Origin of the sequence: Enterococcus sp. 1001283B150225_161107_E12 (assembly GCF_015556925.1) — a bacterium.
GTDB classification, from domain to species: domain Bacteria; phylum Bacillota; class Bacilli; order Lactobacillales; family Enterococcaceae; genus Enterococcus_B; species Enterococcus_B mundtii.
Genome location: NZ_JADNNI010000006.1, coordinates 78621 through 104095, shown reverse-complemented (window position 1 = coordinate 104095; position 25475 = coordinate 78621). Strand labels below are relative to the sequence as shown.

General features: G+C 38.6%; 22 protein-coding genes and 1 riboswitch. Of the genes, 19 read left to right on the top strand and 3 right to left on the bottom strand.

The genetic code is table 11. The features are described 5' to 3' along the window. Positions 1-23: 23 nt before the first annotated feature. Both mprF and I2F89_RS06700 read right to left on the bottom strand, forming a co-directional pair. Entirely contained in the window at positions 24-2609 is a 2586-nt protein-coding gene (gene mprF / locus I2F89_RS06705) for a bifunctional lysylphosphatidylglycerol flippase/synthetase MprF (RefSeq protein WP_195513875.1), read from the bottom strand. Between the two features lie 23 nt (positions 2610-2632). Next, positions 2633-3349, bottom strand: coding sequence for an alpha/beta fold hydrolase (locus tag I2F89_RS06700; protein WP_010735792.1), 717 nt, complete (start codon positions 3347-3349; stop codon positions 2633-2635). A gap of 210 nt (positions 3350-3559) precedes the next feature. Between I2F89_RS06700 and I2F89_RS06695 the strand changes: the two genes are divergently transcribed. The 19 genes from I2F89_RS06695 to I2F89_RS06605 all read left to right on the top strand — a co-directional run bounded on the left by I2F89_RS06695 (position 3560) and on the right by I2F89_RS06605 (position 24989). Beyond that, positions 3560-4189: a lysozyme family protein gene (locus I2F89_RS06695; protein ID WP_071866347.1), complete on the top strand. Its 630-nt coding sequence runs from the start codon at positions 3560-3562 to the stop codon at positions 4187-4189. Positions 4190-4291: 102 nt separating this feature from the next. Then, positions 4292-5128 (top strand): undecaprenyl phosphate translocase family protein, encoded by an 837-nt coding sequence (locus I2F89_RS06690; protein WP_074801234.1) that lies wholly within the window; start codon positions 4292-4294, stop codon positions 5126-5128. Between the two features lie 248 nt (positions 5129-5376). Beyond that, on the top strand, positions 5377-7746 hold the full coding sequence (locus I2F89_RS06685) for a cation-translocating P-type ATPase (protein ID WP_181880041.1): 2370 nt from the start codon (positions 5377-5379) through the stop codon (positions 7744-7746). Between the two features lie 168 nt (positions 7747-7914). Then, a complete protein-coding gene (gene dnaG / locus I2F89_RS06680; protein WP_195513873.1) occupies positions 7915-9756 on the top strand; it encodes a DNA primase in 1842 nt (613 codons plus the stop codon). A 23-nt stretch (positions 9757-9779) separates the two neighbouring features. Further along, the gene (gene rpoD, locus I2F89_RS06675) at positions 9780-10889 is read left to right on the top strand and encodes an RNA polymerase sigma factor RpoD (protein ID WP_010735787.1); all 1110 of its coding nucleotides are present in this window, start codon (positions 9780-9782) and stop codon (positions 10887-10889) included. A gap of 291 nt (positions 10890-11180) precedes the next feature. Beyond that, on the top strand, positions 11181-13229 hold the full coding sequence (locus I2F89_RS06670; RefSeq protein ID WP_195513870.1) for a cell division site-positioning protein MapZ family protein: 2049 nt from the start codon (positions 11181-11183) through the stop codon (positions 13227-13229). Between the two features lie 287 nt (positions 13230-13516). After that, positions 13517-14380 carry a S1 RNA-binding domain-containing protein gene (locus tag I2F89_RS06665; protein WP_086335212.1) on the top strand — a complete coding sequence of 288 codons (864 nt, stop codon included), beginning with the start codon at positions 13517-13519 and terminating at the stop codon, positions 14378-14380. A 105-nt stretch (positions 14381-14485) separates the two neighbouring features. Further along, the gene (locus tag I2F89_RS06660; RefSeq protein ID WP_023519469.1) at positions 14486-14959 is read left to right on the top strand and encodes a Fur family transcriptional regulator; all 474 of its coding nucleotides are present in this window, start codon (positions 14486-14488) and stop codon (positions 14957-14959) included. 96 nt (positions 14960-15055) lie between these two features. Then, positions 15056-15943 (top strand): site-specific tyrosine recombinase XerD, encoded by an 888-nt coding sequence (xerD, locus tag I2F89_RS06655; RefSeq protein ID WP_071866352.1) that lies wholly within the window; start codon positions 15056-15058, stop codon positions 15941-15943. 19 nt (positions 15944-15962) lie between these two features. Next, positions 15963-16331, top strand: coding sequence for a GNAT family N-acetyltransferase (locus I2F89_RS06650; protein WP_071866353.1), 369 nt, complete (start codon positions 15963-15965; stop codon positions 16329-16331). Then, complete coding sequence (locus tag I2F89_RS06645; RefSeq protein WP_269149416.1) at positions 16328-17098, top strand: segregation/condensation protein A; 771 nt, start codon at positions 16328-16330, stop codon at positions 17096-17098. The genes I2F89_RS06650 and I2F89_RS06645 overlap by 4 nt, the downstream gene beginning before the upstream one ends. Then, complete coding sequence (gene scpB, locus I2F89_RS06640; protein WP_010735780.1) at positions 17082-17657, top strand: SMC-Scp complex subunit ScpB; 576 nt, start codon at positions 17082-17084, stop codon at positions 17655-17657. The genes I2F89_RS06645 and scpB overlap by 17 nt, the downstream gene beginning before the upstream one ends. Then, positions 17657-18373 carry a pseudouridine synthase gene (locus I2F89_RS06635; RefSeq protein ID WP_010735779.1) on the top strand — a complete coding sequence of 239 codons (717 nt, stop codon included), beginning with the start codon at positions 17657-17659 and terminating at the stop codon, positions 18371-18373. Before scpB ends, I2F89_RS06635 begins: the two co-directional genes overlap by 1 nt. Positions 18374-18457: 84 nt before the next feature. Then, positions 18458-18580: riboswitch (FMN riboswitch) on the top strand. A 127-nt stretch (positions 18581-18707) separates the two neighbouring features. Beyond that, positions 18708-19319 (top strand): ECF transporter S component, encoded by a 612-nt coding sequence (locus I2F89_RS06630; RefSeq protein ID WP_019723230.1) that lies wholly within the window; start codon positions 18708-18710, stop codon positions 19317-19319. A 556-nt stretch (positions 19320-19875) separates the two neighbouring features. After that, on the top strand, positions 19876-21399 hold the full coding sequence (locus tag I2F89_RS06625; RefSeq protein WP_065096592.1) for a YfcC family protein: 1524 nt from the start codon (positions 19876-19878) through the stop codon (positions 21397-21399). 375 nt (positions 21400-21774) lie between these two features. Beyond that, complete coding sequence (locus I2F89_RS06620; protein ID WP_065096591.1) at positions 21775-23115, top strand: M20 family metallopeptidase; 1341 nt, start codon at positions 21775-21777, stop codon at positions 23113-23115. A gap of 222 nt (positions 23116-23337) precedes the next feature. Further along, positions 23338-23574 (top strand): addiction module antitoxin, encoded by a 237-nt coding sequence (locus I2F89_RS06615; RefSeq protein WP_071866356.1) that lies wholly within the window; start codon positions 23338-23340, stop codon positions 23572-23574. Next, positions 23571-23978 (top strand): type II toxin-antitoxin system death-on-curing family toxin, encoded by a 408-nt coding sequence (locus tag I2F89_RS06610; RefSeq protein ID WP_071866357.1) that lies wholly within the window; start codon positions 23571-23573, stop codon positions 23976-23978. Before I2F89_RS06615 ends, I2F89_RS06610 begins: the two co-directional genes overlap by 4 nt. Positions 23979-24257: 279 nt before the next feature. After that, positions 24258-24989 carry an alpha/beta hydrolase gene (locus I2F89_RS06605; protein WP_115357503.1) on the top strand — a complete coding sequence of 244 codons (732 nt, stop codon included), beginning with the start codon at positions 24258-24260 and terminating at the stop codon, positions 24987-24989. 258 nt (positions 24990-25247) lie between these two features. Here I2F89_RS06605 and I2F89_RS06600 read toward each other — a convergent pair whose 3' ends face one another. Beyond that, positions 25248-25469: a ferredoxin gene (locus I2F89_RS06600; RefSeq protein ID WP_010735774.1), complete on the bottom strand. Its 222-nt coding sequence runs from the start codon at positions 25467-25469 to the stop codon at positions 25248-25250. Positions 25470-25475: the final 6 nt, after the last annotated feature.

Here is a 25475-nt window from a genome sequence, read left to right as displayed (position 1 = left end):
AACAGCAAAATCAGGCGTTTTTTTTATTTACGAAACCATTTTTTTAAGCCATTCAAAGGCTTTGTTTTTTGATCAACGGGCGCATTGTCAATGATCAATAACGTGATCATCACATAAGCGATCCAACTATCTCTTGAATAAAGTGTATAGCGAGATCTCCAATTGGTGGCATATTTATCTTTGTATTCTCTCAACCCTTGAAAAGAATAGAAATGTGAGCCAAATTCATAGACTAGATAAGCAATCCGTTCTTGGATGAAACTTTTTCTTGAAGTCCCAACATTAGACAAAGGAGCCATACCCAAATTGAACCATTGGATATTTTCCTCCTTCATATATTCAAAAAGATGGATGAATAAATAGTCCATGCTGCCAGAAGGGGCAGTCTCTGGATCATAGCGCATCAAATCAATCGTTCCGATCTTATCATTCGTATAAGTCGGCATGATCGAAGTGAAAGCGACCAACTCATCTTGATCGTTTTTGACGACTGCAATCGGTGCTCGCTGTAAATAGTCTTCTGAGAAGAAACCTAATGAGAAGCCTTTTTCTTTGCGACTGCCTAGCCAACGATCAGAAATGGTTTTAAGCTCAGCCATTTGTTGGGAAGAAAATGGTGGTTGAAGTACCTCAAACATGAATCCTTCTCGTTCGATGCGATTCAGTATCGCACGTGTGCCTTTCATTTTTTTCCCAGAAGTCGTGAAGTCGGCTAACGAAACATGGCCTTCTTCGCCCATTTTGATAAAATCATAGCCAAATTCATGAAGGATCATAACCAGTTCTTCGCTCGTTTCATAAAAGACTGGCAAGTAGCATAAGCGATCTGTTTCTGCGATAAACGCTTCGATCGCTTCTGGAAAATCTTCTTTTTTGCCTGAGGGATCGCCCATCACCACACACTTATTGTTATAACTAGCAAATTGTAACAAGACGGTTGCTTCCCCGTCTTTTTCATAGGTAAACATCCGTTTATCTTTCAAAAATATCAGTTGACTATCTGAATTACCGCCGTAAGTTTCTAAAATCGTAGTGGCGACCGCTTCATCTAACTCTTGTCCAACTTGTGCTTTTTTACCTTGGAGATAGTGGACAAATAAAATCATGATAAAGGCTACTGCTAAAATTGCTAGAAAACCAGACAACCAAATTTTTTCTGAAGGAAATAGAAAAAATGAAATAAACCGATGATTACGATGTGGGAAAGTGGGCATATTATAAACACCGATCACGATATATAAAACGGTCAATGCACCTATGATCAACCCATCGATCGTCAACCATTCCCACGAGTAGATCAATTGATCTCTGAACAATTCATTACGTGAAGCGATCACGATACCTAATAGCAATAGTAAGAAAATAATGCCAGTAGTGCTTAGATCATTCAGCCCAACATAAATTAATGAAACAAGGATCAAAAAAATGGTTGGCCAGTAGACACGCTTGACTCTGGCTGCGATGCCTCGTCCCATAATAACAAACAAGAAGCCTAACAATATGCTTGGAAATTGCATAATAAAATGCATCTTTATAGGATTGATATGATGCAACCAACGAAACTCAGTAAATGCTTGCGGGATCGTTGCTGAAAGAACCAACATGATGCCAGAAAAATACATTAAGATCACCAGGATCTTCCGAGCAATCTGGGTCGCTAATTGCTTTGGAATACCAGAGTATCGTTGGTCGATCGATACACCGACATTTTTAAAGAAGAAAACTAATCCAATGAAAAATGGAATAAAGTAATAGAAGATCCGATAAAGCAAGATCCAGATCACAACGGTTTCTTTAGGGATACCTAGAGCTGATAAACCAAAGATCATCATCACATCAAAACTACCGATTTCTCCTGGGATCATTGAGATGATCCCGATAACTGAAGCAGCGATAAATAGAGGGATTGTTTGCCATAGATCGATGGGGATCTCCATCAAATAGCCGACTGCAAGAAAGGTTCCTAAGACACCCGTCCATTCCAATAAGGAAACGAGTAACAATTGCCCTTGGGATTTAATTGAAAGACCACCAACATAGCCTTCTTTTTTGATCGTGGTAAAAATAAAAACGATGGGGAAATACAAACCACCGGCAATCAACCAAATCCAATACTGTTTAAGAAACGGAGCGACAGGAGTAAAGAAGACCATAAAAAACGAGACTAAACTATACAGAGATAAACCCGCCATCAAAAATAAAAATACTTTAGATAAAGCTTGCATGACTTGTTTGCTATCTTTTCTTTGACCGTAGAGTTCGGATCGTAAACCGATACTGACAAAGCCACCAAATCCAGCAATGTTATTAATAGTATTGATCATCCAACTTGTTTCAAATAAATATAATGGCTTTTGCTTTTGATTTAGTAACTTGTTGAAAATCAAATCATATCCAATCATGGGTAGAATAGAAATCAACCCAATCAAAAACATGACACCAATTTTCCAGAGTGGGATCGTGGAAAATGTTTGAGCTAGTTGGTCCGCAGATAACAAAGTACTGATTGTCATCAATTCACGAATAATAATCACTAATACAGAAATCAAAAAAATCGTTTTGATAAGTCTCAAGTGGCTTTTGAACCACTGAATGATTGGCTTGAACAAAAAATCACCTACTATTTTCAAATTTATTTTGTCAAGAAGTCTAAAACTTCTTGATTGAAGCGTTCTGGGTTTTGGCGAGCTAATTGGTGTCCTTGTCCTGTGACGAGAACAAATGAAGCATTAGGGATCGTTTTCGCTAAATAAAGCGAATGTTTCAGTTTGATGACATCTTTTTTACCGACGATGATCAGTGTTGGGCAATTGATTTTTTCTAAATGTTCTGTCGTGAGGCCAATATCATGAAGCAATAAATCGATGACCAATAAATGCTGACGTAAATGTGGCTGGAACAGTGCGCGCAACCAAACAAAGAAATAGTGAAAAGCACTGAGTAGTCGTGAGGACCAGAGAACCCCATTCAACCGTGTATTACCCGAATTTAAAATCAAGCGATTGACCCTATCTGGATAATTGCTTGAAAAAACTAAGGCAAGATTGGCTCCATCACTAAATCCCAAGATATTCGCTTGTGAGATTTGTTCCAGCAGCATGACTGTCAATAAATCATCTGCCATCAAACGAAAATTCAATGTTCCTGCTTGATTTGTCGATTGTCCATGCCCGCGACTATCGATGAGATAAATCGTAAAGTATTGTTCTAAAACGGGCACTTGTTCTGAAAAGAAATCACCGCTCCCGTCATTTCCATGAAGTAGCAAGAGGGGAAATCCATGTCCACTTTTTTCATAATAGATGTCAGTACCATCTGCCATTTTTGCAAATTTCTTTTCTCTTTTCACATTTATCACCTACTATTTTGAATTATAACGCTCTTTATCTATTTTAGAAATCGAAACTCTATAAAACGAACGATCATTTTCGTAAGATGAAAGGGAAAATGAAACATTCATTTTTTATTAAATTAAATAAGAAAAAACAGAGAAAAAATAGCCAAGAATGAAAAGAAATAGTAAGATAAAAAAAGATGTCAAATAGCTAGGTGGGTTTGGATGAAGAAAAAAAGAAAATCAATCTCCCGTATGATCGTAGGTCTATTTGTCTTCACGATTCTGGCAACGATTCTTTTTCTATTCGGTAGAACATATCAATCGATCAAGCGTGTAGAAAATTATCAGCCAGAGATTTCGTCAGCATTAGAAAAGTATCAAATGCAAGAACATGAGAATCTAGTGAAGGCAATCATACTTACTGAATCAAGAGGAAATGGTGTCGATTTGATGCAAAGTTCGGAAAGTGCCTATGGACAGATGGGGGCGATCACGACACAAGAAGGAAGTATTGACCAAGGAGTCAAATACCTCTCAGAGATGATAGCTGAGGCGAAAGCATTAGGTTGCGATCTGGCGACAGCGATCCAAGCGTACAATTTTGGCAAAGACTATATTGCTTACGTCAACGAAAGAGGCGGGAAGAACACGGTCCGTTTAGCCGAAGAGTATTCTAGGGATGTGTTGAGTCCGCTTTTAGGCAATGACAACAAAAAAACCTATCGCTATTGGCGAATCCAGTCATTATTGTATAATGGTGGGTATTTATACCATAATGGTGGTAATATGTTTTATGCAGATGTAGTGAAGATGAACCAACAGTTTCTTGAATGGTATGAAAATATTTTTTAAGCCTGTTGGATCGAACCAACTGCAAATCAAAGCAAGACGAATAATGAATACAATGAATGGAAAGAAGGAGTGCTTGGACGAGTGGAAGAAAATCAAAAAGTAATGGAGAAAAGAGAGAATACAACGAAAGATTGGGGATTAAGATTTTTCAAAGGAATGTTTATCGGCTCAGGATTTATCTTGCCGGGAGTGAGCGGAGGAGCTTTAGCAGCAGTATTTGGAATGTATGAGCGGCTGATTTCTTTCTTAGCACATATCACTAGAAACTTTAAAGAAAACGTCTTATTCTTTTTACCAGTCGGCTTAGGTGGTGTCACTGGCGTATTCTTGCTGTCTTTTTTAGTCAGTTTTTTACTAGGGGCCTATGAAACAACGATTTTGTGGTTCTTTGTGGGATGTATTGCTGGAACGGTGCCCGCTTTATGGAAAGAGTCAGGGAAAAAAGGCCGAAACAATACAGATCTCATTATTATGGTTGTGACATTTATTTTAGGTTATCTTTTCTTGTTATATGGTGCCCGTTTATTTGATGGGCAAGTAGAACAAAATGTCTATACCTGGATGATGGCAGGCGGTTTGATTGGTCTCGGAATGATCGTTCCTGGATTAAGTCCGTCGAATTTTTTAGTTTACATGGGACTGTATAAAGCGATGGCTGATGGATTTAAAGAAGTGCGTTTAGAAGTGATCATTCCTATTGCAATCGGTGGAATCGTGTGTGTGCTAGGTCTTTCCAAAGTAATGGACTTTATTTTCTCAAAAGCTTATAGCAAATTATTCCATTTTATTCTAGGCATTGTTTTTGCATCCACGATCATGATCATTCCTACAAATTATAGTGGACTTGGCATTTTAGGTATCTTGGCATGTCCAGTGTTATTCGTTGCTGGTGCTGCACTAGGCTGGTGGATGAGCCGTTTAGAAGAGCAGTATAAGTAGAAGAAGCACAAGAAGAAAAGTAACGTGATCGTTGTATTCAATTATCCAAGTTCTTGATAGATGGTTCGAAGAAACGATTCTCTTCTGTGATTTTTCTAGGTGAAGTATATGGTGAGATAGAAAAATAGAAAACAGATCCGCTGTTTTTTGATTTTTCTATCTTTTTTTAAAATAAAAAAAACGAGTTGTTTTTAATCGTAGAAACAGCTAGACTAATTGAAGTGATTATTTTTGAAAGTTGGCGTGATATGGAAATGAAAGAATTAAAGGGACTTACAGAAAATGAAGTGAGTCAAAGACGTGCCTCTGGTCAACAGAATGATTACCAAGAGGATGCTACAAAAAGTACGAAACAAATTTTCAGCGATAATATTTTAACATTATTCAATTTTTTGAACTTAGGAATAGGACTCTGCTTATTACTAGTTGGTGCTTATTCAAACATGGCTTACTTAGCAATTATTTTTGTAAATATCACCATGGGGATCTATCAGGAAATCCATGCGCGTAATCTTGTGCGCCGGTTATCAATCGTTTCACAGGCGGAAGTAACCGTTATTCGTGATGGAAAAGAACAGATGATCGCAACGAAAGAACTAGTTTTAGGCGATCTTGTCAAAATCGGTGCGGGTGAACAGATTCCCTCAGACTTGCAAGTGATCAGTGGTCGGGCAGAGGCAAATGAAGCTTTACTGACCGGTGAATCTGATTTGATCATCAAAGAGTCAGGAGCAGAATTACTGTCAGGTAGTTACCTGACTAGTGGCTCTGTCTTTGCTACAGTTATTCGTGTTGGGGCAGATAATTATGCTGTCCGCTTGACCAACGAAGCAAAAACACACAAGGAAATTCATTCGGAACTTGTGGAATCGATCCGCAAAGTATCTAAGTTTACAAGTTTTGTGATCATTCCTTTAGGGATCATCTTATTCTTGGAAGCTTTGTTCATTCGAAATGCGTCGATCCAACTATCAGTCGTTGCTTCTGCGGCAGCCTTACTGGGAATGTTACCAAAAGGATTAGTGTTATTGATCAGTATCGCATTGACGACTGGTGTAACGAAACTAGCGAAGAAACGAATCTTAGTCCAAGATATGTATTCTATCGAAACACTGGCACATGTAGATACATTATGTCTTGATAAAACAGGGACGATCACCGAAGGAAAAATGAGCATCCAACGAGTCGAACCCTTAAATAAAACCTATGAAAAAATGATTCCAACCATTATGGGAACATATTTAGCTGAAAGTAGCGATAACAATGTCACGATGCGTGCGTTGAGAGAGTATTTCGAGATTTCTAATCGTTACGATGTCGGAGAAAAATTAGCCTTTTCATCTGACCGCAAATGGGGCGCAATGGAATTTCCTGAACTAGGTGTAGTCTATGTCGGGGCTCCGGAACGGTTAGTGGCAGACGATCAGTTGCCGGAAAGTTTAGTGGAAGCCCAGGCCAACGGGTTTCGTGTATTGATGTTAGGTCTTGCTCCTAATCAAACGTTGTCTTCAGGCGATCCTCAAGGGGTTGAACCGATTGCTTTGTTTGAAATCGATGATCCTATCCGTAAAAACGCGCAAGAAACCTTAGCTTATCTGCACGAAGAAGGGGTAGACTTGAAAGTGATTTCTGGAGACAATCCTTTTACGGTGTCAAATATTGCGCGACGTGCTGGTTTGCCCAACTATCAATCGTATGTTGATCTATCTGATTTGACAGAAGAAGCAGAAGTCAGAAAAGCGGCGCATCAATATACAGTTTTTGGGCGAGTGAGTCCGCAACAAAAGAAACTCTTAGTCAACGAACTGAAAGCAAGTGGACGAACAGTTGCAATGACTGGAGATGGCGTAAACGATGTATTGGCTTTGCGTGAAGCTGATTGTAGTATTGCGATGGCAGAAGGAGACGGAGCAACACGACAAATTGCTAATCTTGTCTTGTTAGATTCTGATTTTACGACATTGCCCGAAGTATTGTTTGAAGGACGCCGAGTCGTGAATAACGTAACGAAAGTTTCAGGTATTTTCTTTATTAAAACAATCTATTCATTTATCTTATCGATTTTATGTGCAGTGACGGCTATCGGATTCCCATTTATCCCGATCCAGATCACGTTGATCGATCTTGCTATTGAAGGGTATCCATCTTTCTTCTTATCATTTGAGAATGATAAACGAAAAGTCGATTATCGCTATCTGCCTACTGCGCTAGTCAATGCATTACCTAATGCATTGCTTGTTGCTTTCAATACTGTGGCGATCTACCTGATCGGTCACAACCAAGGTTGGACATCTGGTGAAACAACGACATTGATGTATTATTTATTGATCGGGATCAGCTGTCTGGCAGTGATCAAAGCCTGCTTGCCATTCAATCCATTGCGGATTTTCTTAGCAGTCACCACAGTGGTCGGTATTTATGTCGCTGCGATGCTTTTCCATCATATATTAGAAGTCAATCTTGGGTTAGGAAATACTTGGCCATATTTTGTTGGCTTTATGGGTTTGAATGTGCTATTACGTTTAGCGTATTGGAAATTAGGCATACAAAACAAATTATTGAATAAAGTAAATGCAAATAAAACTCCTCATACTCATGTGGAAGAAAATGTCATATAATCCAGTATCTATCACTTGAAAAAGTATAGGAATATGGTACAATGAAACATGTATAATTGTGTCCTTTAAAATCGCACTGATTTTCGTTAGTGCGATTTTTTACCGGTTATTCTCCTGAAATGTCTTGTCGATGAGTATGAGATATCAACTAATGCAGGGGGTGAGAATATGGCTCAAAGGATCCCTCAAGAGACTATTGAGACGATTCGTAATCAAACGAATATCGTTGAGGTGATTGGGCAATACGTCCAGTTGAAAAAATCTGGGAAGAATTATTTAGGTCTCTGCCCTTTCCATGAAGAACGTACGCCTTCTTTTTCGGTTGCGGAAGATAAGCAGATTTTCCATTGCTTTGGTTGTGGAAAAGGTGGGAATGTCTTTACGTTTCTTCAAGAATTGGAAGGTCTGTCTTTTCCAGAAGCAGTAGTCAAGGTCGCTGATTTAGAACAGATCCAACTCGAAGATCAGTGGCGACAACAAACGTTAACTGCTCAAACCGGAGATTCAGCTACTGGTAAATTGATTGCGGCTCATGAAAAAGCAGTAGAAGTTTATCATCATATGTTGTTGCACACAAAAGTAGGTGAGCCAGCGTTAAATTATTTACTCGAACGCGGTCTGACCACCGAGTTGATCGAAGAATTCAAGATCGGTTTTTCGCCAAATGAACGCTCATTTTTACAACAAGTATTCCAAAATGAAGACTATTCTGAGGAAGTATTCCAGCAGTCCGGCTTGTTTGTGACCCATGATGATGGACGGATGTCGGATCGTTTTTACCAACGGATCATGTTTCCTCTTCGTAATGGTCAAGGTCGGACGATCGGGTTTTCTGGTCGTTACTTGGCTGGTGAACACGATACAAAAGATCAACCAAAATATTTGAACAGTCCTGAAACGGATCTGTTCAACAAAAGACAAGTCTTATTCAACTTAGACAAAGCACGTAGTGAGATCCGCAAGTCGGGTGAAATCTTACTATTCGAAGGGTTTATGGATGTTATCGCTGCATGGCAAGCGGGTGTCAAGACTGGTTTAGCCTCCATGGGAACAAGTCTCACGACTCAACAGATCCAGCAGATGGAAAAACTGACAAAAGAATTAGTGTTTTGTTATGATGGTGACCGTGCGGGAGTAGAAGCTACGAACCGAGGCATCGAGCTATTGCGTCAAAATAGTCGAATGCAATTATCTGTCGTAGCGATCCCAGAAAAACTCGATCCAGATGAGTACTTGAGAAAGTATGGGGAAGATGCTTTTCAAGAATTAGTTTTACACGGACGAGAAACCATTTTTGCTTTTAAATCGCGTTATTTGAAGCAAGAAAAAAATCTGGAAAATGAAAAAGATAAAATTGAATATCTTGAAGCGGTACTAAGTGAATTGAGTAAAGTTGTTTCGCCAATCGAACAAGACATGTATTTAACGCAGTTATCAGCAGAATTTCAGCTGAGTCGAGAAACGATGCAAAAACAAATACGTGATCTGCGCCGAAAGAATCAACTAACCAAGCAAGAACAAGCTCAACCAACGACAGAGCAGGTGTCCGTAAAATCTGGAACGATCAGACAAAAACGTCCACTATCTCAGGTTGAAAAAGCAGAACAAATGCTATTGTATCGCGCGTTCAAAGAACTTGCTGTGCGTAATCTACTCAAGGAACAAGGGGTTCAATTTATTCATGATACTTATGCAGAAATCTATTTTTTATTTGATGCGTTTGTATCTCAAAATGGAGAATTCAAACTTGCGGAGTTTTTAGACTTCTTGCAAGATGAAAATTTAAGGCGGATAGTGGTCGAGATCGAATACATGCGAATGGCGGAAGAAAGTACGCCGCGTGAGATCCAAGACTTACTGAGAGTGATCAGTAAATCGGGCTTAGCTGAAGAAATCATAACAAAAAAACAGATGCAGCAAGAAGCACGACGTACCGGGAACAAACAGTTAGAATTGGAATTGACGATTGAGATCATTAATTTAACGAAACAGTTAAAACAAGCCGAATAGCTACTTAAAGGGGGCCTTCTTTTATGGCAAATGGAACAGATGTTAAAAAATATGAAGCAGCAGTGGCAGCGTTCATTAAAGAAAATAAACCAAAAGGGCAAGTGATTTATGATGATCTATCAAATAAACTTGCGACACCATTCACTTTAAATGCAGATGAGATGGATAAGTTGATCCAAAAAGTAGAGGACGCAGGTATCAGCGTCGTTGACGAAAATGGTGAACCATCGATCCACAGTCTGAAAAGTGCTGAGAAAAAAGCAGAACAAGCTAAAACAGAAGATCTTTCTGCACCAACAGGCGTCAAAATCAATGATCCTGTTCGGATGTACCTCAAAGAAATTGGCCGCGTCTCCCTTTTAACTGCAGAAGAAGAAGTAGCATTAGCATTGAAGATCGAAGAAGGTGACCAAGAAGCGAAACAACGCTTGGCTGAAGCCAACCTTCGTTTAGTTGTAAGTATTGCCAAAAGATATGTGGGTCGTGGGATGCAATTTTTAGATTTGATCCAAGAAGGAAATATGGGATTGATGAAAGCTGTTGAAAAATTTGACTACCGTAAAGGGTTCAAATTTTCTACCTACGCAACTTGGTGGATCCGTCAAGCGATCACACGTGCAATTGCTGACCAAGCCCGCACGATTCGTATTCCAGTGCATATGGTAGAAACCATCAATAAATTGATCCGTATTCAACGTCAATTACTACAAGACTTAGGAAGAGAACCAACGCCTGAAGAAATCGGTGCTGAAATGGATCTTCCTACAGAAAAAGTACGCGAAATCTTAAAAATCGCTCAAGAACCTGTCTCATTAGAAACACCAATCGGTGAAGAAGATGATTCACATTTAGGTGATTTTATCGAGGACCAAGAAGCAACTAGTCCTGCGGAACATGCAGCGTATGAATTACTGAAAGAGCAATTAGAAGATGTCTTAGATACTTTGACAGATCGTGAAGAAAACGTCTTACGTTTGCGTTTTGGCTTAGATGATGGCCGTACACGTACGTTGGAAGAAGTAGGTAAAGTCTTCGGCGTGACTCGTGAACGTATTCGACAAATCGAAGCAAAAGCATTAAGAAAACTTCGCCACCCATCACGCTCAAAACAATTGAAAGATTTCTTGGAATAATCAAGAAATAATTTTTTAAACGAAAAAAACAGATCATTTTTCTTGAATGATAGAAAACCCTCAAAGTAGGAGATCTCTCCAGCTATTGAGGGTTTGTTTTTTATCAAATGATTCAACTGGTTTTCAACAAAGGATCGTTTAAACAGAGTAGTTCATTACGGTCGTTATTTATTTTTTACTGAAGGACTTATTTGTTTTTTTATAAAATCCTTAGGATATCCTATTGGCGTGTGGATTAGATTATGGTAGATTTAATGGTAGCGAAAACCTAGTAAAGGAGCCGATCGCTAAGTGATAAAAAAATGTCCAAAATGTGGATCAGAAAAAATCAAAGATCAATCAAAATGTCCAGAATGTGACTTTGAACCACAACAAGATGAACTAACACAATTACCGCAAACAGATGACAATCAATCGTTAGACGAAACAGCTGAGGAAGTTTATCCAGACAGTATCGTGAATGATCCAATCGAATGGTCAGAACTAAAAGATCTACCATTGGAATCTGTCATGGAGTTGTTTGACTCAAGTGACACGAGCACTGAGTCAAAGGATGATCAAGTAGATAAAAAAGAAAATACCAATCTTGGCAAAGAAAAAACAGAGACAGATCACTCTGCTACCTCTGAGCAAAGAGAAAAAGCGCAGCAGAAAAAACGAGTAGCTGAATTAAAAGAAGCAGTAAACAATGAAGAAGAAAATTCCATTCTAGCTGCTTACATCAAGGCGCATCGTGAAGATACGACTGAAGAACACGCAAAAGAGCTGCTTCGAATGATCGAAACGGCGGCAGCAACGGGTGAGGATTCAGTCGACATTCGCTTGTCGGAAAATACAACGGAGCAAGTTTCTCCTGAAAAATCTCAAGAGGATGCAATAAAAGAGTCACCAGTGGAAAAACCAACAGAAGAAACGATCATTGAAGATACTGTGGTCGAAGATTCTTCAACAAGTACAGAAGAACAAGTAGACGTAATTACAAATATAGAAGAAACTGCCCCAGTTTCTACGGAAGAACCTGTAGAGCCGACTGAACCGATCGAAGAGGAAAGTTCTAAGGTTGAGAGTACGAAAGCTGCTTCAACAGATGCACCGCAACCAAAAGAAGCTCCTGAAACCACTGAACTGGTGGAAACACAGCCGGAACAGACAAAGGTTGAGGAACAAGAAACAAGCAATGCGTCCATCAAAAAAGAAGAATTGCCAAATGATCGAGGATCAAAGAAATCCAAAAAAAGATTATACCTGACGAGTGCGGCAGTGCTTTTACTTGGTGCAGGTGGTTGGATGTATTATGATCATCAGCAAAAAGTACAAGCAGAAATCGCTGCTGAAACCCAGCGCAAACAAGATAAAATGGCAGATCTACAATCAGATTTAGCTGCGTTTTATTTGGATGATGATGAACAGTTCATCCGTACAAGTATGATCAATCAAGACTTGTCAAAATTAAGGGCATCATTGAATGAGGTCAAAGATGAAAAAGGTTATGCAGATCTGGAAAAAACCTTTGAAGATATCCAATCAAAGATCAAACAGATCCAAACGGTCAATGAATGGTTTGTTACACCAGTTATCGCAGATGATCAATTGATCGCAGAACCCAAATTGAAAGCTGACCAAGCAATCCAAAGTTTTGAAACAGAAGATACAGCATTTGGTCAATTGATCGACAAAGCGACAGATGAAGCAACCAAACAGTATCAACAACTTCAAACAGCAAAAGAAAAAACTGCTGTGATCTATGCAGATGGTCAAGTAAAAGATTCAGCAACGAAAGAGCAGTACGAGACAGCAAAAGTAGAAGTGGCGAAAGTAAAAAATGCAGAATTAGTCCAAGCACTTGCGACTGAATTGGATAAAGTCGATGAAGCTTTGACGAAAAAAGAAGAAGCGAAGAAAGCAGAAGAGGCGAAGAAAGCCGAAGAAGCGAAGAAAGCCGAAGAAGCGAAACAAGCGCAGGCACAGGCTGAAGCACAAGCACAGGCAGCTGCTCAACAAACTGAGTCGACACAGACAACGCCAGCGACAAATTCTGCAAACCGTCCAATCATGGAAACAAGAGCCAGTGATGTCGCAGATGCATCTAATCCTGCTTGGGATTGGGCGCCAGGAGTCAAAGAAAGTGTGATCGCAACAAGTATTGCACGAGGATACATCGTTGAAGGTGGTTATCGATTAGAGAAAGCTCGCATCGAAAACGGTGAAGGTTACTACAACCTTTATGCGACTTCAACTAAATCGTCATTGATGAGTGGCATCGGCGAAAGTGCACTACCATTTTATATCGTCACGATCAATTGTAAAACTGGTTGGTTTGGTGGGAACGGTAGCAACTAGATGAGTATTAGTTTGCTTTAGCATGACAGAGAGTTCTATCAACCTAATTTACTATTCCCTCAAAGCGAAACAACAATGGTCCACAAACAATTTTTCTTTCTATCATAACGTCAAGAATAGGCCTTAGAATCCAAAAATATGAGGATATTTTCGGGTTTTATGGCCTATTTCAGTTGAACGCTTGCGTCTCAACCTTTTATAGAGAATCTCTATCCATAAACATGTCGTTATGTTATGATAGCAAAGAAATGTTGGAATACAAAGGCCTTTTAGAAAAGGAGAAAAAGATGAACGAATTATTAGCAAATGTCTTTACCGCAATGGTGATTGACGAAAATGAAAAAAATTATTTTGTCCAGAAAAATGGACAAACTTTCCGTTTAAGTAAAGAGGAAGGGGAGCATACGATCGGCGAAGCAGTCGAAGGGTTTGGTTACCAGAATCAAAAACAAGAAAATCGTTTTACAACGGTGATCCCGAAGAGTCGCATCGGACATTATGCCTTTGGAACAGTCACTTCTTCAAGAAAAGATCTAGGTGTCTTTGTTGATATTGGTTTACCGGATAAAGATTTTGTTGTTTCACTGGATGAGCTACCTACAATGACTGAGTTGTGGCCCAAAAAAGGGGATCAGTTGATGATCGCTTTACGTGTCGACGCGAAAGATCGCATTTGGGGAAGTTTAGCAGAAGAAAGAATCTTCAAATCACTAAGTAAGCAAGGCTCAGAAGAATTGAAAAATAAAAACATCTCAGGAATCGCTTATCGTTTGAAGCTGACGGGAACGTATTTGCTGACGGATGATTTTTATATTGGGTTCATCCATCCTTCAGAACGTTACCGCGAACCACGTTTAGGTGAAAAAGTAGAAGGACGCGTAGTTGGGGCTAGACCTGATGGTGTGTTGAATATCTCTTTGAAACCACGTGCACACGAAGCGATTTCTGATGATGCACAAATGATCTTAACGATTTTAGAACGTTCGGCAGATCAACAAATCGCATTCACTGACAAATCAGATCCAGATGAGATCATGCGTGCGTTTGGAATCAGTAAAGGAGCATTTAAGCGTGCGATTGGTAATTTATTGAAACAAGGATTGATCAAACAAGAGGATGGCGTGACGAAATTAGCAAAAAAATCTAATTGAGAATGACTTGCATGTTTTTCTCGTCTAGCTTATAATAATTTTAATCTAGAACGGTTGATTAGATATCTTAATTATAATCATTATAAATTGTTGGGGTTGAGAAAAATGGGCATGAATACAATGTCAGTAATGAAAAAAACAAAACAACAGCTACATGAATCTGGGTTTAAACTGACCCCACAACGCGAAGCAACCTTGCTCGTCCTCTTAGAGAACGAAAAAGAACACTTGTCAGCAGAAGAAGTTTTCTTTCTAGTCAAAAAGAAAAACTCTGAGATTGGTTTGGCCACCGTTTATCGGACGTTGGAGATTCTAACGGATCTAAAAGTCATCGACAAAGTCAGCTTCAATGATGGTGTGGCTCGGTATGATCTGCGAAAAGAAGGAGCCAAACATTTTCATCATCATCTCCTGTGCTTAGATTGTGGAACGATCGAGGAAGTCGAAGAAGATCTGCTAAGTGAAGTTGAACAAGTGATCGAACAGCGTTACCACTTTTTTGTCAAAGATCATCGTTTGACCTTTCATGGTATCTGCCAAGAATGCTATAATAAGAAAAAAGAAAGAAAGACCGTCTGAATTGATAGACGGCTTTTTCTTTGAAGTGTCTACGAAAAAATAGACTACCGAAACCAAAGGCTATCTGATATGATAAAGAAGCATGAGGTGAGAATGATGGAAGAAGAAATCAATGAATATCTTCGCTATTTAAGTATCGAGCGTGGATTATCGTTCAATACTCGAAAAAGTTATGAACGAGACTTGAATCAATACTTGCACTATCTGAAAGAACACGAGATAACCTCTTGGCAAACAATTGATCGATTTGTCGTCATCCAATACTTAGAAACGTTGCATGCGGAAAATAAGGCTTCTGCAACGATTACACGTATGATCACAAGTTTAAGAAAATTCCATCAATTTTTGCGACAAGAACGGTATACAGAACAAGATCCAATGCAACATATCGAGACACCGAAGAAAGCCCAAAAGTTGCCAAGTACGTTGTCTTTAAAGGAAGTAGAACGACTGATCGAAACACCTGATACATCGAAAAATTTAGGGATCAGAGATCGCGCTATTTTAGAAGTCATGTATGCAACAGGGATGCGTGTGAGTGAGTTAGTCGGACTGAAGTTAGGCGATTTGCACTTGTCTTTAGGGCTGGTCCAAACCTTAGGTAAAGGAGATAAAGAACGAATCATCCCTTTAGGCGATTATGCGATTCAATGGTTAGAACGTTATTTGGATGAGGTTCGTCCTTTACTAGTCAAAAATCCATCTGAAACCCACGTTTTTTTGAATCATCATGGTTCAGGTCTCTCTCGACAAGGAATATGGAAAAATTTAAAACAACTTGTTCGAGAAGCAGGGATCTACAAAGACGTGACCCCTCATACATTGAGGCATAGTTTTGCGACACATTTACTAGAGAATGGGGCGGATTTACGTACCGTTCAAGAACTATTAGGTCATGCAGATATTTCAACGACACAGATCTATACACATATCACGAAAAAAAGAATGACAGATGTCTACAAGCAGCATTTCCCAAGGGCTTAGTTTATAGGATGGTGAGAAAATGTTAACACATTATCGAAAAGAAAACCGAAAAATCGCGATGGGACTATTGAGCTTTCATAAAAAGTTAAATGCAGAATCAAGTTTACTAAAAGAGATCGATACCTATGAATCTGCTGAGGATTATGAACTTTTTTTCTATACACCAGAAGATTCTACAAATATCCAAGGAGTCATTGGTGTTCATTGGAATGATAAAGATCAGATGACGATTCACGATATTTCGTTGAATCCTTCCTACCGGGGGGAGAATATCGGGTTTCAAATGTTGAATGAATTGCAAGCAAAATACCCTGATGTGTTGATCCATCCAACGGATATCACAGAAGCTTATTTAAGTAGATGGATCAAGGAAAATAAGAAAGAGTGAATGATGTGACAGAAATCAATATCAAATTAGATGTCTTTGAAGGTCCATTAGATTTACTCCTTCATCTGATCCAAGATATGTCGATCGATATTTACGATATCCCGATCGCCACTATCACGGAACAATACATGAACTATATCCATACGATGAAGACGCTTGAGTTAGCTGTGGCAGGAGAATATCTCGTCATGGCGGCAACACTGATGGCAATCAAAAGCAAGACTTTATTGCCTATCCAAGAAGTGAGCAATGACGAAGAAGAATTTTGGGAAGAAGATCCTCGTGACGAATTAGTTAATCAGCTGTTAGAATACCGCAAATTCAAATATGCAGCAGAGAAGCTTACTGAAAAGGCAGAAGAACGTAGTTTGTATTTCACAAAAGAACCTTCTGCAATCGATGAGTTATTGGGTCAAGAAAAACCATTGAAGCGTGGACAAGTGAAAAAAATCGATTTATTTCAAGCCATGCAGAAAATTTTAGAACGAAAGAAATTTGCCCAAAAAGAAGAAAAAACGATCGCACCTGATGATGCGACAATCGAAGAACGAATGACATTTATCCAACAGCGCATCGTCTCTCAAAAAAATGGCTGTTTGTTCGAATCTTTTTTTGAAACGCCTTCTAGAAACGAAGTCGTCACAACATTTTTGGCGATCCTCGAATTGATGAAAAATGGACAGATCGTGGCTCAGCAAGAAAAAAATTATGAATCAATCATGCTTTATCCAGCAGTAGGAGATACACAACATGACGAAATTAAGTGAACTTGAAGCAATCTTATTTATAGTAGGAGAAGAAGGAACGACAATCGAAGAATTGAGTGCCTTACTGACCTATACACGAGAAGAAACGACTGCTTTAGTGGCAGAGTTGGCAGCTAGTTATGAAGCAAATGACAACACAGCGTTACATCTTTTTGAAACAGAAAAACAACTCGTGCTGACTACCAAAAAGGAGTTAGCGCCGATCGTCAAAAGATACGCGCAAGGGACATCGAATACCTTGTCACAAGCGGCAGTCGAAACACTAGCAATCATTGCATATAAACAACCGATCACTAGAAGTGAGGTCGAGTTGATTCGTGGTGTTCAAGTTTCTGGCGCGATTCAACGCTTGACTGCACACCAACTGATCGAAGAAAAAGGGCGAGTTGATGGACCAGGTCGCCCGATCCTTTACGGGACCACAAGTCATTTTTTAGATTATTTTGGTCTGAGATCGCTAAATGAGTTACCCGATATTCAAGATATCGAACGTTCACTGGAAGAAGACGCACCCCTTGATTTATTTTTTGATGGCGTGCATGAAGGAGAAAACATATAATGGAAAGATTACAAAAAGTAATTGCTCACGCAGGAATTACCTCTCGCCGTAAAGCCGAAGAATATATTTTGGCTGGTCGAGTAAAAGTAAATGGTCAAGTCGTCAAAGAACTTGGCGTAAAAGTTGGCAAACACGATACAGTGGAAGTCGACCAAGTGCCGATCTATCAAGAAGAATATGGCTACTATTTACTTTATAAGCCAAAAGGCGTCATTTCTGCTGTAGCAGATGACAAGGGCCGGAAAGTAGTGACAGACCTATTACCAATGGTCAAAGAGCGTATCTATCCAGTTGGACGTCTAGATTATGATACTTCTGGCATACTTTTATTGACGAATGATGGTGATTTTGCGCAACGATTGACGCATCCAAAGCATGAAGTTGATAAAGTATATGTTGCCAAAGTCAAAGGGATCGCCACTAAGTCAGCGCTGAACCCATTGACAAAAGGAATCAAAATTGAAGGAAAGAAAACGTCACCTGCAAAGTATGCAATTTTATCTGTTGATCCTCACACGAATCATAGTATCGTAGAATTAACGATCCATGAAGGCCGTAACCACCAAGTAAAAAACATGCTACAAGCCGTCGGGTTACCTGTGCAAAAATTAAAACGAGAAAAATATGGCGAATTGACCTTGCAAGGTTTACGTCCTGGTGAGTATCGTGAGCTCAATAAAAAAGAAATCAGTCAGTTATTGAATCAATCAAAATAAATAACTTACTTTTTGTAAGACTAAATACCTTGCTTTTTTGTTATGAAATAAGTATAATAAAATGGTAAACAAAAATTAGATATGGTTCGTCTTCAGGGGCAGGGTGAAATTCCCGACCGGTGGTTATAGTCCACGACCTACTTTTGCGAGTAGCTGAATCGGTGAAATTCCGATACCGACAGTAAAGTCTGGATAAAGAAGATAGAGCTTATTTGGCATACGTATGTACAAATGACTCTAACTCTATTTTCCCCTGCGAAAATAGAGTTTTTTTGTTTGTGTTTACGTGGTTGAATAGTTCGCTGAAGAGGAATCCCAACAGGAGGATTTCAACATGAAGAACACCCGAGTACAAAAAATGGTTGCGGTCGCATTATTTGCTGCAATCGGATTGGTTTTGCAATTTTTCTCATTTCCAATCATGCCAACATTTAGCTTTTTGAAAATCGATTTTAGTGATATCCCAGTTTTGATCAGCATGTTTTTATTTGGTCCGTTAGCGGGGATCGTTACCGCGTTTTTACGTTCGATCTTACATTTGATCATGACCGGTTTTAGTCCGGAGAATCTAGTTGGCGACGTCGCTAGTTTCTTTTCAACAGCGGTCTTTACTTTACCGATTTTCTACATCTTCAAAAGAAACAAATACCAAAAAGGAAAAAATCAAATTTTAGGCGTGATCAGTGGAACACTTGCACTAACCATTTTCATGAGTATTGCGAACTATTTTGTGATCACACCTCTTTATTTAACATTTTTAGGCCTTAACGCAACCCAAATGTTAGGTATGCCACTGGCAAATTACATTTTGATCGGTATCGTACCTTTTAACTTGATCAAAGGATTTATCGTTAGTGTGGCATTCCTTGTCTTACACGCCAAACTACTGCCTTGGTTGAGCAGAAAACAACACCAGTTAGAAAAACGACATAGCGTGGTAAAATAAAAGTAAACGACTCTTTTTTAAAAAAACTACGATATATTATAATATAGAAAATACAAGTAAACTTGAAAGTAGTAATTCCTACTTTCAAGTTTTTTTTTACTAAAAAGGGCATTTCCAGTTATTTATATAGAGCCTAGATAGTTTTTTTGGGATGATAACAAATGACCAATCATAGGTATTCTTATAGCTAACACATATTTTTTTAAAGTTTTTCTTAATATTTTGTTATGAAAAAAAATTCAATAACCGACATTGTGTAAGCGTTTTATAAATCGTGTCTGAGTATTTTTTGCCTTTTTGTATAAAAATGTATTTTATACGTTTTAACGTGAAATTCTTCTCCTTTTGTTTGTTAGATGGACCTGATATAATAGACGACGGAAACGCTACAATTAGTATGAATAAAGCATTTCAATTAAATAATTAAAGGAGGGACAATAAACGAGGGTTTTGAATAAAATTTATCGAATCTACTAGTTATTATTTTTGTTCTTATCATCTTTTTGATAAAATACCGATGTGTCAAAGATTTTTGAAACAAGAAAGGAAGAAGAAAATGGAACAAACAACGAAGAAGAAATTTCAAATGCCTTCAGCGTACTCGGTCTTATTCATTATTATTGCCATTATCGCTGTACTTACATGGTTCATCCCAGCAGGACACTACAGTGTGGATGAAGCCGGTAATATCATTGCAGGGTCTTACGAAAGAGTCCAACAAAATCCACAAGGACTTTGGGATATCTTTATGGCTCCAGTCAACGGGATGTTGGGTGTACCAGCGGGTGAGTTAACGAAAGAAACACCTGCGGCAATTCCAATTTCATTCTTTATCTTAATTGTTGGTGGTTTCTTAGGAATTATCAATAAAACTGGCGCATTAGATGCTGGGATCGCAACTGTTGTGAAACGCTTCAAAGGGAAAGAAAAAATGTTGATCCCTGTATTGATGCTTTTATTCGCTTTAGGTGGATCAACTTATGGAATGGCGGAAGAAACGATTCCATTTTACGCATTATTGATTCCTGTTATGATGGCCGTTGGTTTTGATACTGTCACAGCAGTAGCCATCGTGTTGGTCGGATCTCAAGTGGGTTGTTTGGCATCAACAGTTAACCCATTTGCGACAGGAGTTGCATCACAAGCCGTTGGTATTTCAATGGGTGAAGGAATTGGGTTACGTTTCTTTATGTTCGTTGTCTTACTAACAATCTCTATTATTTATGTGTATCGCTATGCGTCGAAGATCGAAAAAGATCCAACCAAATCTTTAGTATATAATCAGCGCGAAGAAGACATGAAACACTTTGATATCGAAGCAATCAATCGTCAAGAAATGATCACGAAGAAACAAAAACATGTGAATGTATTGTTCTTCCTTACTTTTGGTATCATGATCATTAGTTTGATTCCGTGGACAACATTGAATGAAAACTTCACTATTTTTGAGTCATTGACAAATTGGTTAACTGGCCTACCTGTAATTGGAACTGTTTTAGGTAAAAACATGTTGCCTCTAGGCGATTGGTATTTCCCTGAAATCACAATGTTATTCTTAGTAATGTCAATCGTTGTGGCAATCACTTTTGGTATGAAAGAATCTGATTTTGTCAAAGAATTCTTAGCAGGTGCTTCAGACTTGATCGGTGTAGCAATCGTTGTTGCTGTTGCTCGTGGGATCCAAGTAGTGATGAACAACGGTTTGATCACAGATACGATCTTACATTGGGGAGAACAAGGATTAAGCTCATTATCATCAAGTGTCTTCTTGATCCTTACATTTATCTTCTATATCCCTATGTCATTCTTGATTCCATCAACTTCTGGCTTAGCAGCTGCTACAATGGGAATCATGGGACCAATGGGAGAATTTGCCGGTGTCGGTAAAGATCTAGTAATCACTGCTTACCAATCAGCATCTGGTTTAGTGAACTTGATCACGCCAACTTCTGCTATCGTAATGGGTGCAATCGCCATTGCCCGCTTTGATATTTCCGTTTGGTGGAAATTCACTGGAAAGTTGATTGCCATCTTATTTGTTGCCATCTGTGTGATCTTAGGTGTAGCAGCAATGTTCTAATTCTAGACAAATGACAGCCAAAGTTCTATGATAAATGAAGAAACACTATCTATTGACTGAATAAAGAGATATGAATCCTTTATTCACCATGTACGATGTATCACTTGTATGTAAGAGATCGTCGGTAGAAATAAGACCTTTGAAAAAACGAGTTACTCTGTTGATGAAATGGTGACTGAAGAATCCAGCTCCAAGAAATAAGCGACAAAACCCGAAACTTGGATTTTGGGTTTTGTCGCTTATTTCCGAAGGCGTTGGCTTTTACACAGAAAATTTCGTAAACAGTGTCCTATTGCACTCGAGCAAATGGACATGTGGATCAAAGTAGTATTTTCTGCCGCCATCTTTTTTTTAAATAATTAGGAGGCAAAGTTGATGAAACAATTTGTAACAGAACAACATCATGAACAAGCATTAGAATCATTAAGTGAGTTGATCAGAATTCCTTCTGTGTTGGATGAATCTGATTCTGGAGAGGGACATCCTTTTGGCAAAAAAGTTGTAGAAGCTTTAGATAAAGTGTTAGAAATCAGTGAAGGATTAGGTTTCAAAACATTTAAAGATCCCGAAGGCTACTATGGTTATGCAGAAGTAGGCTCAGGAGACGAGTTATTTGGTATCTTATGCCATATGGACGTTGTCCCTGGAGGCGATGAAAAAAACTGGGAATCTAAACCTTTTGAGCCAACGATCAAAGATGGCTGGCTAGTTGGCCGTGGCTCTCAAGACGATAAAGGACCTTCGATTGCTGCGATGTATGCAGTGAAAGCATTGATGGATGCAGGGGTAGAATTTAATACGCGCATTCGTTTCATCTTCGGAACGGACGAAGAAAACCTTTGGCGTTGTTTAGATAAATACAATGAAAAAGAAGAAGGAATCACACAAGGCTTTGCGCCAGATGCAGAATTTCCTTTGATCTATGCAGAAAAAGGCTTGCTACAAGCTTACTTGACAGGTCCTGGCACAAATGAATTTTCTGTAAATGCTGGTGGGGCACTAAATGTAGTGCCGGATTCTGCACCATATTCGGGCGAAAAATTGGCAGAAGTAAAAGCAGCGTTAACGAAACACAACTTCGATTTTGAAGATCAAGGTGACTCGATCACAGTGCTAGGAAAAAGTATCCACGCAAAGGATGCCGCAGAAGGTGTCAATGCGATTTCTCGTTTAGCGATCGCTTTATCTGAAGTTTTTGATTTTGCGCCAATCAAGTTTTTAGGAGAATTAGTCCAAGAAAATGCGACTGGTGAAAAAGTAGTCGGAAAGACTGTTGACGAACAATCTGGTGAGTTGACGATGAACTTCGCTAGTTTAGAAATCACACCTGAGCAAACAAAAATCGGGGTGGACATGCGTATCCCTGTCACCTTCAAAAAAGATGAGCTTGTCGAAAAAATGACAGAAAAAATCAAAGCATACGATTTATCATATGAAGAATTTGATTTCTTGGATTCATTATACGTTCCTTTGGAGAGCGAATTGATCCAAAACTTATTAGGAACGTACCGTGATATCACAGGGGACATGACTGAGCCATTTGTTTCTGGTGGAGCAACCTTTGCCCGTACGATGAACCAATGTGTCGCTTTCGGTGCAATGTTCCCTGATACACCAGACTTCATGCACCAAGCCAATGAACGATGGGAATTAAGCAGCATGTACAAAGCGATGGAAATCTACGCAGAAGCGGTTTATCGCTTGTGTGGAAAGTAAACCATAGTTAGTTAAGAAACGAATAAGATTTATAAAAAATAACCACCACTATTTTGAGAAACTTTGTCAAAGTAGTGGTGGATTTCTTCACCATCTAAACATCCATAATTAAGCAACAAGCGTAATAGCTATTTCACATACTCAGAAATTTGTTGGAATGTAGATACTATGATAATATGTATCTACATATTGAATATATTATAAACAGAAAGGAAAAAATTAATGGATAAAATTCGTAAATACAAAATCAGAAAATCTGGAAATAGTGATGTAACAACAATACCAAATGAAGTAAAAGAGTATATTGGAGTTAAAACTGGAGAGTCCATTAGTTATATATTTGATAAAGATGGGGCAGTTAGAATAGTAAAAGCACAAGAGGAAATTGATATTGATACTATTGTCGACTCTGTGATGAATCAATATGATCAAGCATTGAAAGATTTGGTCGACCTATGATATATTTGACTTCAAAACACATCATAAAGATAAATGCTAAAGTAATTTTAGCATATTCTCAAGGTGAAACAATCGGTATAAAAGATGCAACTGCACTAGATATGGCAATAAATCAACCTGCACAGTCAGTTTTTGGCAGAGATTTGTATCCTACGATATTTGATAAAGCATCTATACTTACAATCAATTTAGCTACAAAGCATCCTTTTCATAATGGTAACAAACGTACAGCATTTGTATCGATGATTACATTTTTGCAAGCGAATGGATATACAACAACTTTTACCCAGCAAGAGGCAGTTAAATTCATTTTAGATATTACTACTAGTAAAAAAGAATTTGATGAATTAAAACGAACTGTCTCGACTTACCTAACTCGGTCAGGAAAAGTTAATCCAAAGTAGTTCCCACATCGATTTTCCAGTTGATTAATCGTTTCCTAGAGTAAATGAGGCGAGTTCATGCACAACAGTGAATACATAAATTGAGTTTAATATAACAATGTAAGAAACCACCACTATTTTGAGAAATTTTGTCAAAGTAGTGGTGGATTTTCATTGTCACTTGTTCCTCCTTACAAAGATATCCAATAATAACATCTTACATAAAATCATTTGCAATTTTACCGTATTTTATTTAGTGTATAAGAGTATCAAATGAAAGTTGACGGAAGGTGATGTTTTTTGAAAATATTCAAAAGAGTCCTGATAGGATTAGTGATCGTACTGGGATTAGGTGCTATCGGAGGTTATTTTTATTGGCAACAAAGTGTGTACGAACCATCGACTCAAGCAGAGCAATCATTTAAACAAGGAATAGATAAAGAGGATTATTTATTATTCGAATCGCAAAAATCGGCGGAACATCCAATGGTGATTTTTTATCCTGGTGCGCTCGTTGAACCAGAAAGTTATAGTATATGGGCAGAACAACTAGCAGAAAATGGCTATACGGTAGCCATTGCTAAAATGCCTTTTGAACTGGCGATCCTGAGTGGCAACAAAGCAGACAAAATCAGAGAGGATTTCAAAGATCAAGATTTTGTGATTGGGGGACATTCTTTAGGTGGCGTGATGGCAAGTCGTTATGCTAATGCAAATCTGGATGACGAACGATTAAAAGGTATTTATTTCATGGCAAGTTATCCGGATGAAAAGGGGACATTGGAAAAAACTGATTTACAGGTCATCAGTATCACCGGAAGTGAAGACAAAGTCATGAACCAAGAAGCAGCTGATGAAGCAAAAGCTTATTTACCTGAACAAACAGAATTTGTTTCCATCGCTGGAGGGAACCACGGCGGATTTGGTAGTTATGGTCATCAAAAAGGTGATGGTGAAGCAACAATCAGTAATGAAGACCAACAAACAGCAATCGTCACGACCATGATGAATTGGCTGAACCAAATCAAGTAAGAGCGTCACTTTTCGGAACGACGAAAAGAAATGATCCGTTTATAATTGAAAATTTCACAAGCTGATCGGCGGATACAGACGTCTCAAAGGAAGCTCCTAGAAAAATAAGGCGTCATCCACAAAAAAATTTAAGAATCATTTTCGTGGATGACGCCTTATCACTTGAGGGGAATACGATTACCTCATCTATTTTTGTGAGATAGAAAAAACAAGTAGATCATCGGACAGTCCTGCTAAAAGTTAGTTGTAAGAGAGCGGTCAATTTTCTTTTTCCAATAAGATTGCTCGAACCGGACATTTTTGATAAGCTTTGGTTACGTTGGCTTCTTCTAAAGGCTGAACGAATTGTTGATGTGCTTCTGGTTCTTGTGCAAATAAGACGATTCCTTCTTCATCATAATCAAAGATATCAGGTGCCTCGATTTGACATAGACCACATGCGATACAACGTTCAGGAACTAATTTACATAATAATGACATATTCAC

Excerpts from the sequence above, each read along its gene's own strand:
- I2F89_RS06620 (WP_065096591.1), top strand. The coding sequence starts at position 21,775 with ATGAAACAATTTGTAACAGAACAACATCATGAACAAGCATTAGAATCA.
- I2F89_RS06695 (WP_071866347.1), top strand. The coding sequence starts at position 3,560 with ATGAAGAAAAAAAGAAAATCAATCTCCCGTATGATCGTAGGTCTATTT.
- dnaG (WP_195513873.1), top strand. The coding sequence starts at position 7,915 with ATGGCTCAAAGGATCCCTCAAGAGACTATTGAGACGATTCGTAATCAA.
- I2F89_RS06600 (WP_010735774.1), bottom strand. The coding sequence starts at position 25,469 with ATGTCATTATTATGTAAATTAGTTCCTGAACGTTGTATCGCATGTGGT.
- I2F89_RS06615 (WP_071866356.1), top strand. The coding sequence starts at position 23,338 with ATGGATAAAATTCGTAAATACAAAATCAGAAAATCTGGAAATAGTGAT.
- scpB (WP_010735780.1), top strand. The coding sequence starts at position 17,082 with ATGACGAAATTAAGTGAACTTGAAGCAATCTTATTTATAGTAGGAGAA.
- rpoD (WP_010735787.1), top strand. The coding sequence starts at position 9,780 with ATGGCAAATGGAACAGATGTTAAAAAATATGAAGCAGCAGTGGCAGCG.
- I2F89_RS06635 (WP_010735779.1), top strand. The coding sequence starts at position 17,657 with ATGGAAAGATTACAAAAAGTAATTGCTCACGCAGGAATTACCTCTCGC.
- I2F89_RS06610 (WP_071866357.1), top strand. The coding sequence starts at position 23,571 with ATGATATATTTGACTTCAAAACACATCATAAAGATAAATGCTAAAGTA.
- I2F89_RS06690 (WP_074801234.1), top strand. The coding sequence starts at position 4,292 with ATGGAGAAAAGAGAGAATACAACGAAAGATTGGGGATTAAGATTTTTC.
- I2F89_RS06630 (WP_019723230.1), top strand. The coding sequence starts at position 18,708 with ATGAAGAACACCCGAGTACAAAAAATGGTTGCGGTCGCATTATTTGCT.
- I2F89_RS06665 (WP_086335212.1), top strand. The coding sequence starts at position 13,517 with ATGAACGAATTATTAGCAAATGTCTTTACCGCAATGGTGATTGACGAA.
- I2F89_RS06625 (WP_065096592.1), top strand. The coding sequence starts at position 19,876 with ATGGAACAAACAACGAAGAAGAAATTTCAAATGCCTTCAGCGTACTCG.
- I2F89_RS06660 (WP_023519469.1), top strand. The coding sequence starts at position 14,486 with ATGGGCATGAATACAATGTCAGTAATGAAAAAAACAAAACAACAGCTA.
- I2F89_RS06650 (WP_071866353.1), top strand. The coding sequence starts at position 15,963 with ATGTTAACACATTATCGAAAAGAAAACCGAAAAATCGCGATGGGACTA.
- xerD (WP_071866352.1), top strand. The coding sequence starts at position 15,056 with ATGGAAGAAGAAATCAATGAATATCTTCGCTATTTAAGTATCGAGCGT.
- I2F89_RS06685 (WP_181880041.1), top strand. The coding sequence starts at position 5,377 with ATGGAAATGAAAGAATTAAAGGGACTTACAGAAAATGAAGTGAGTCAA.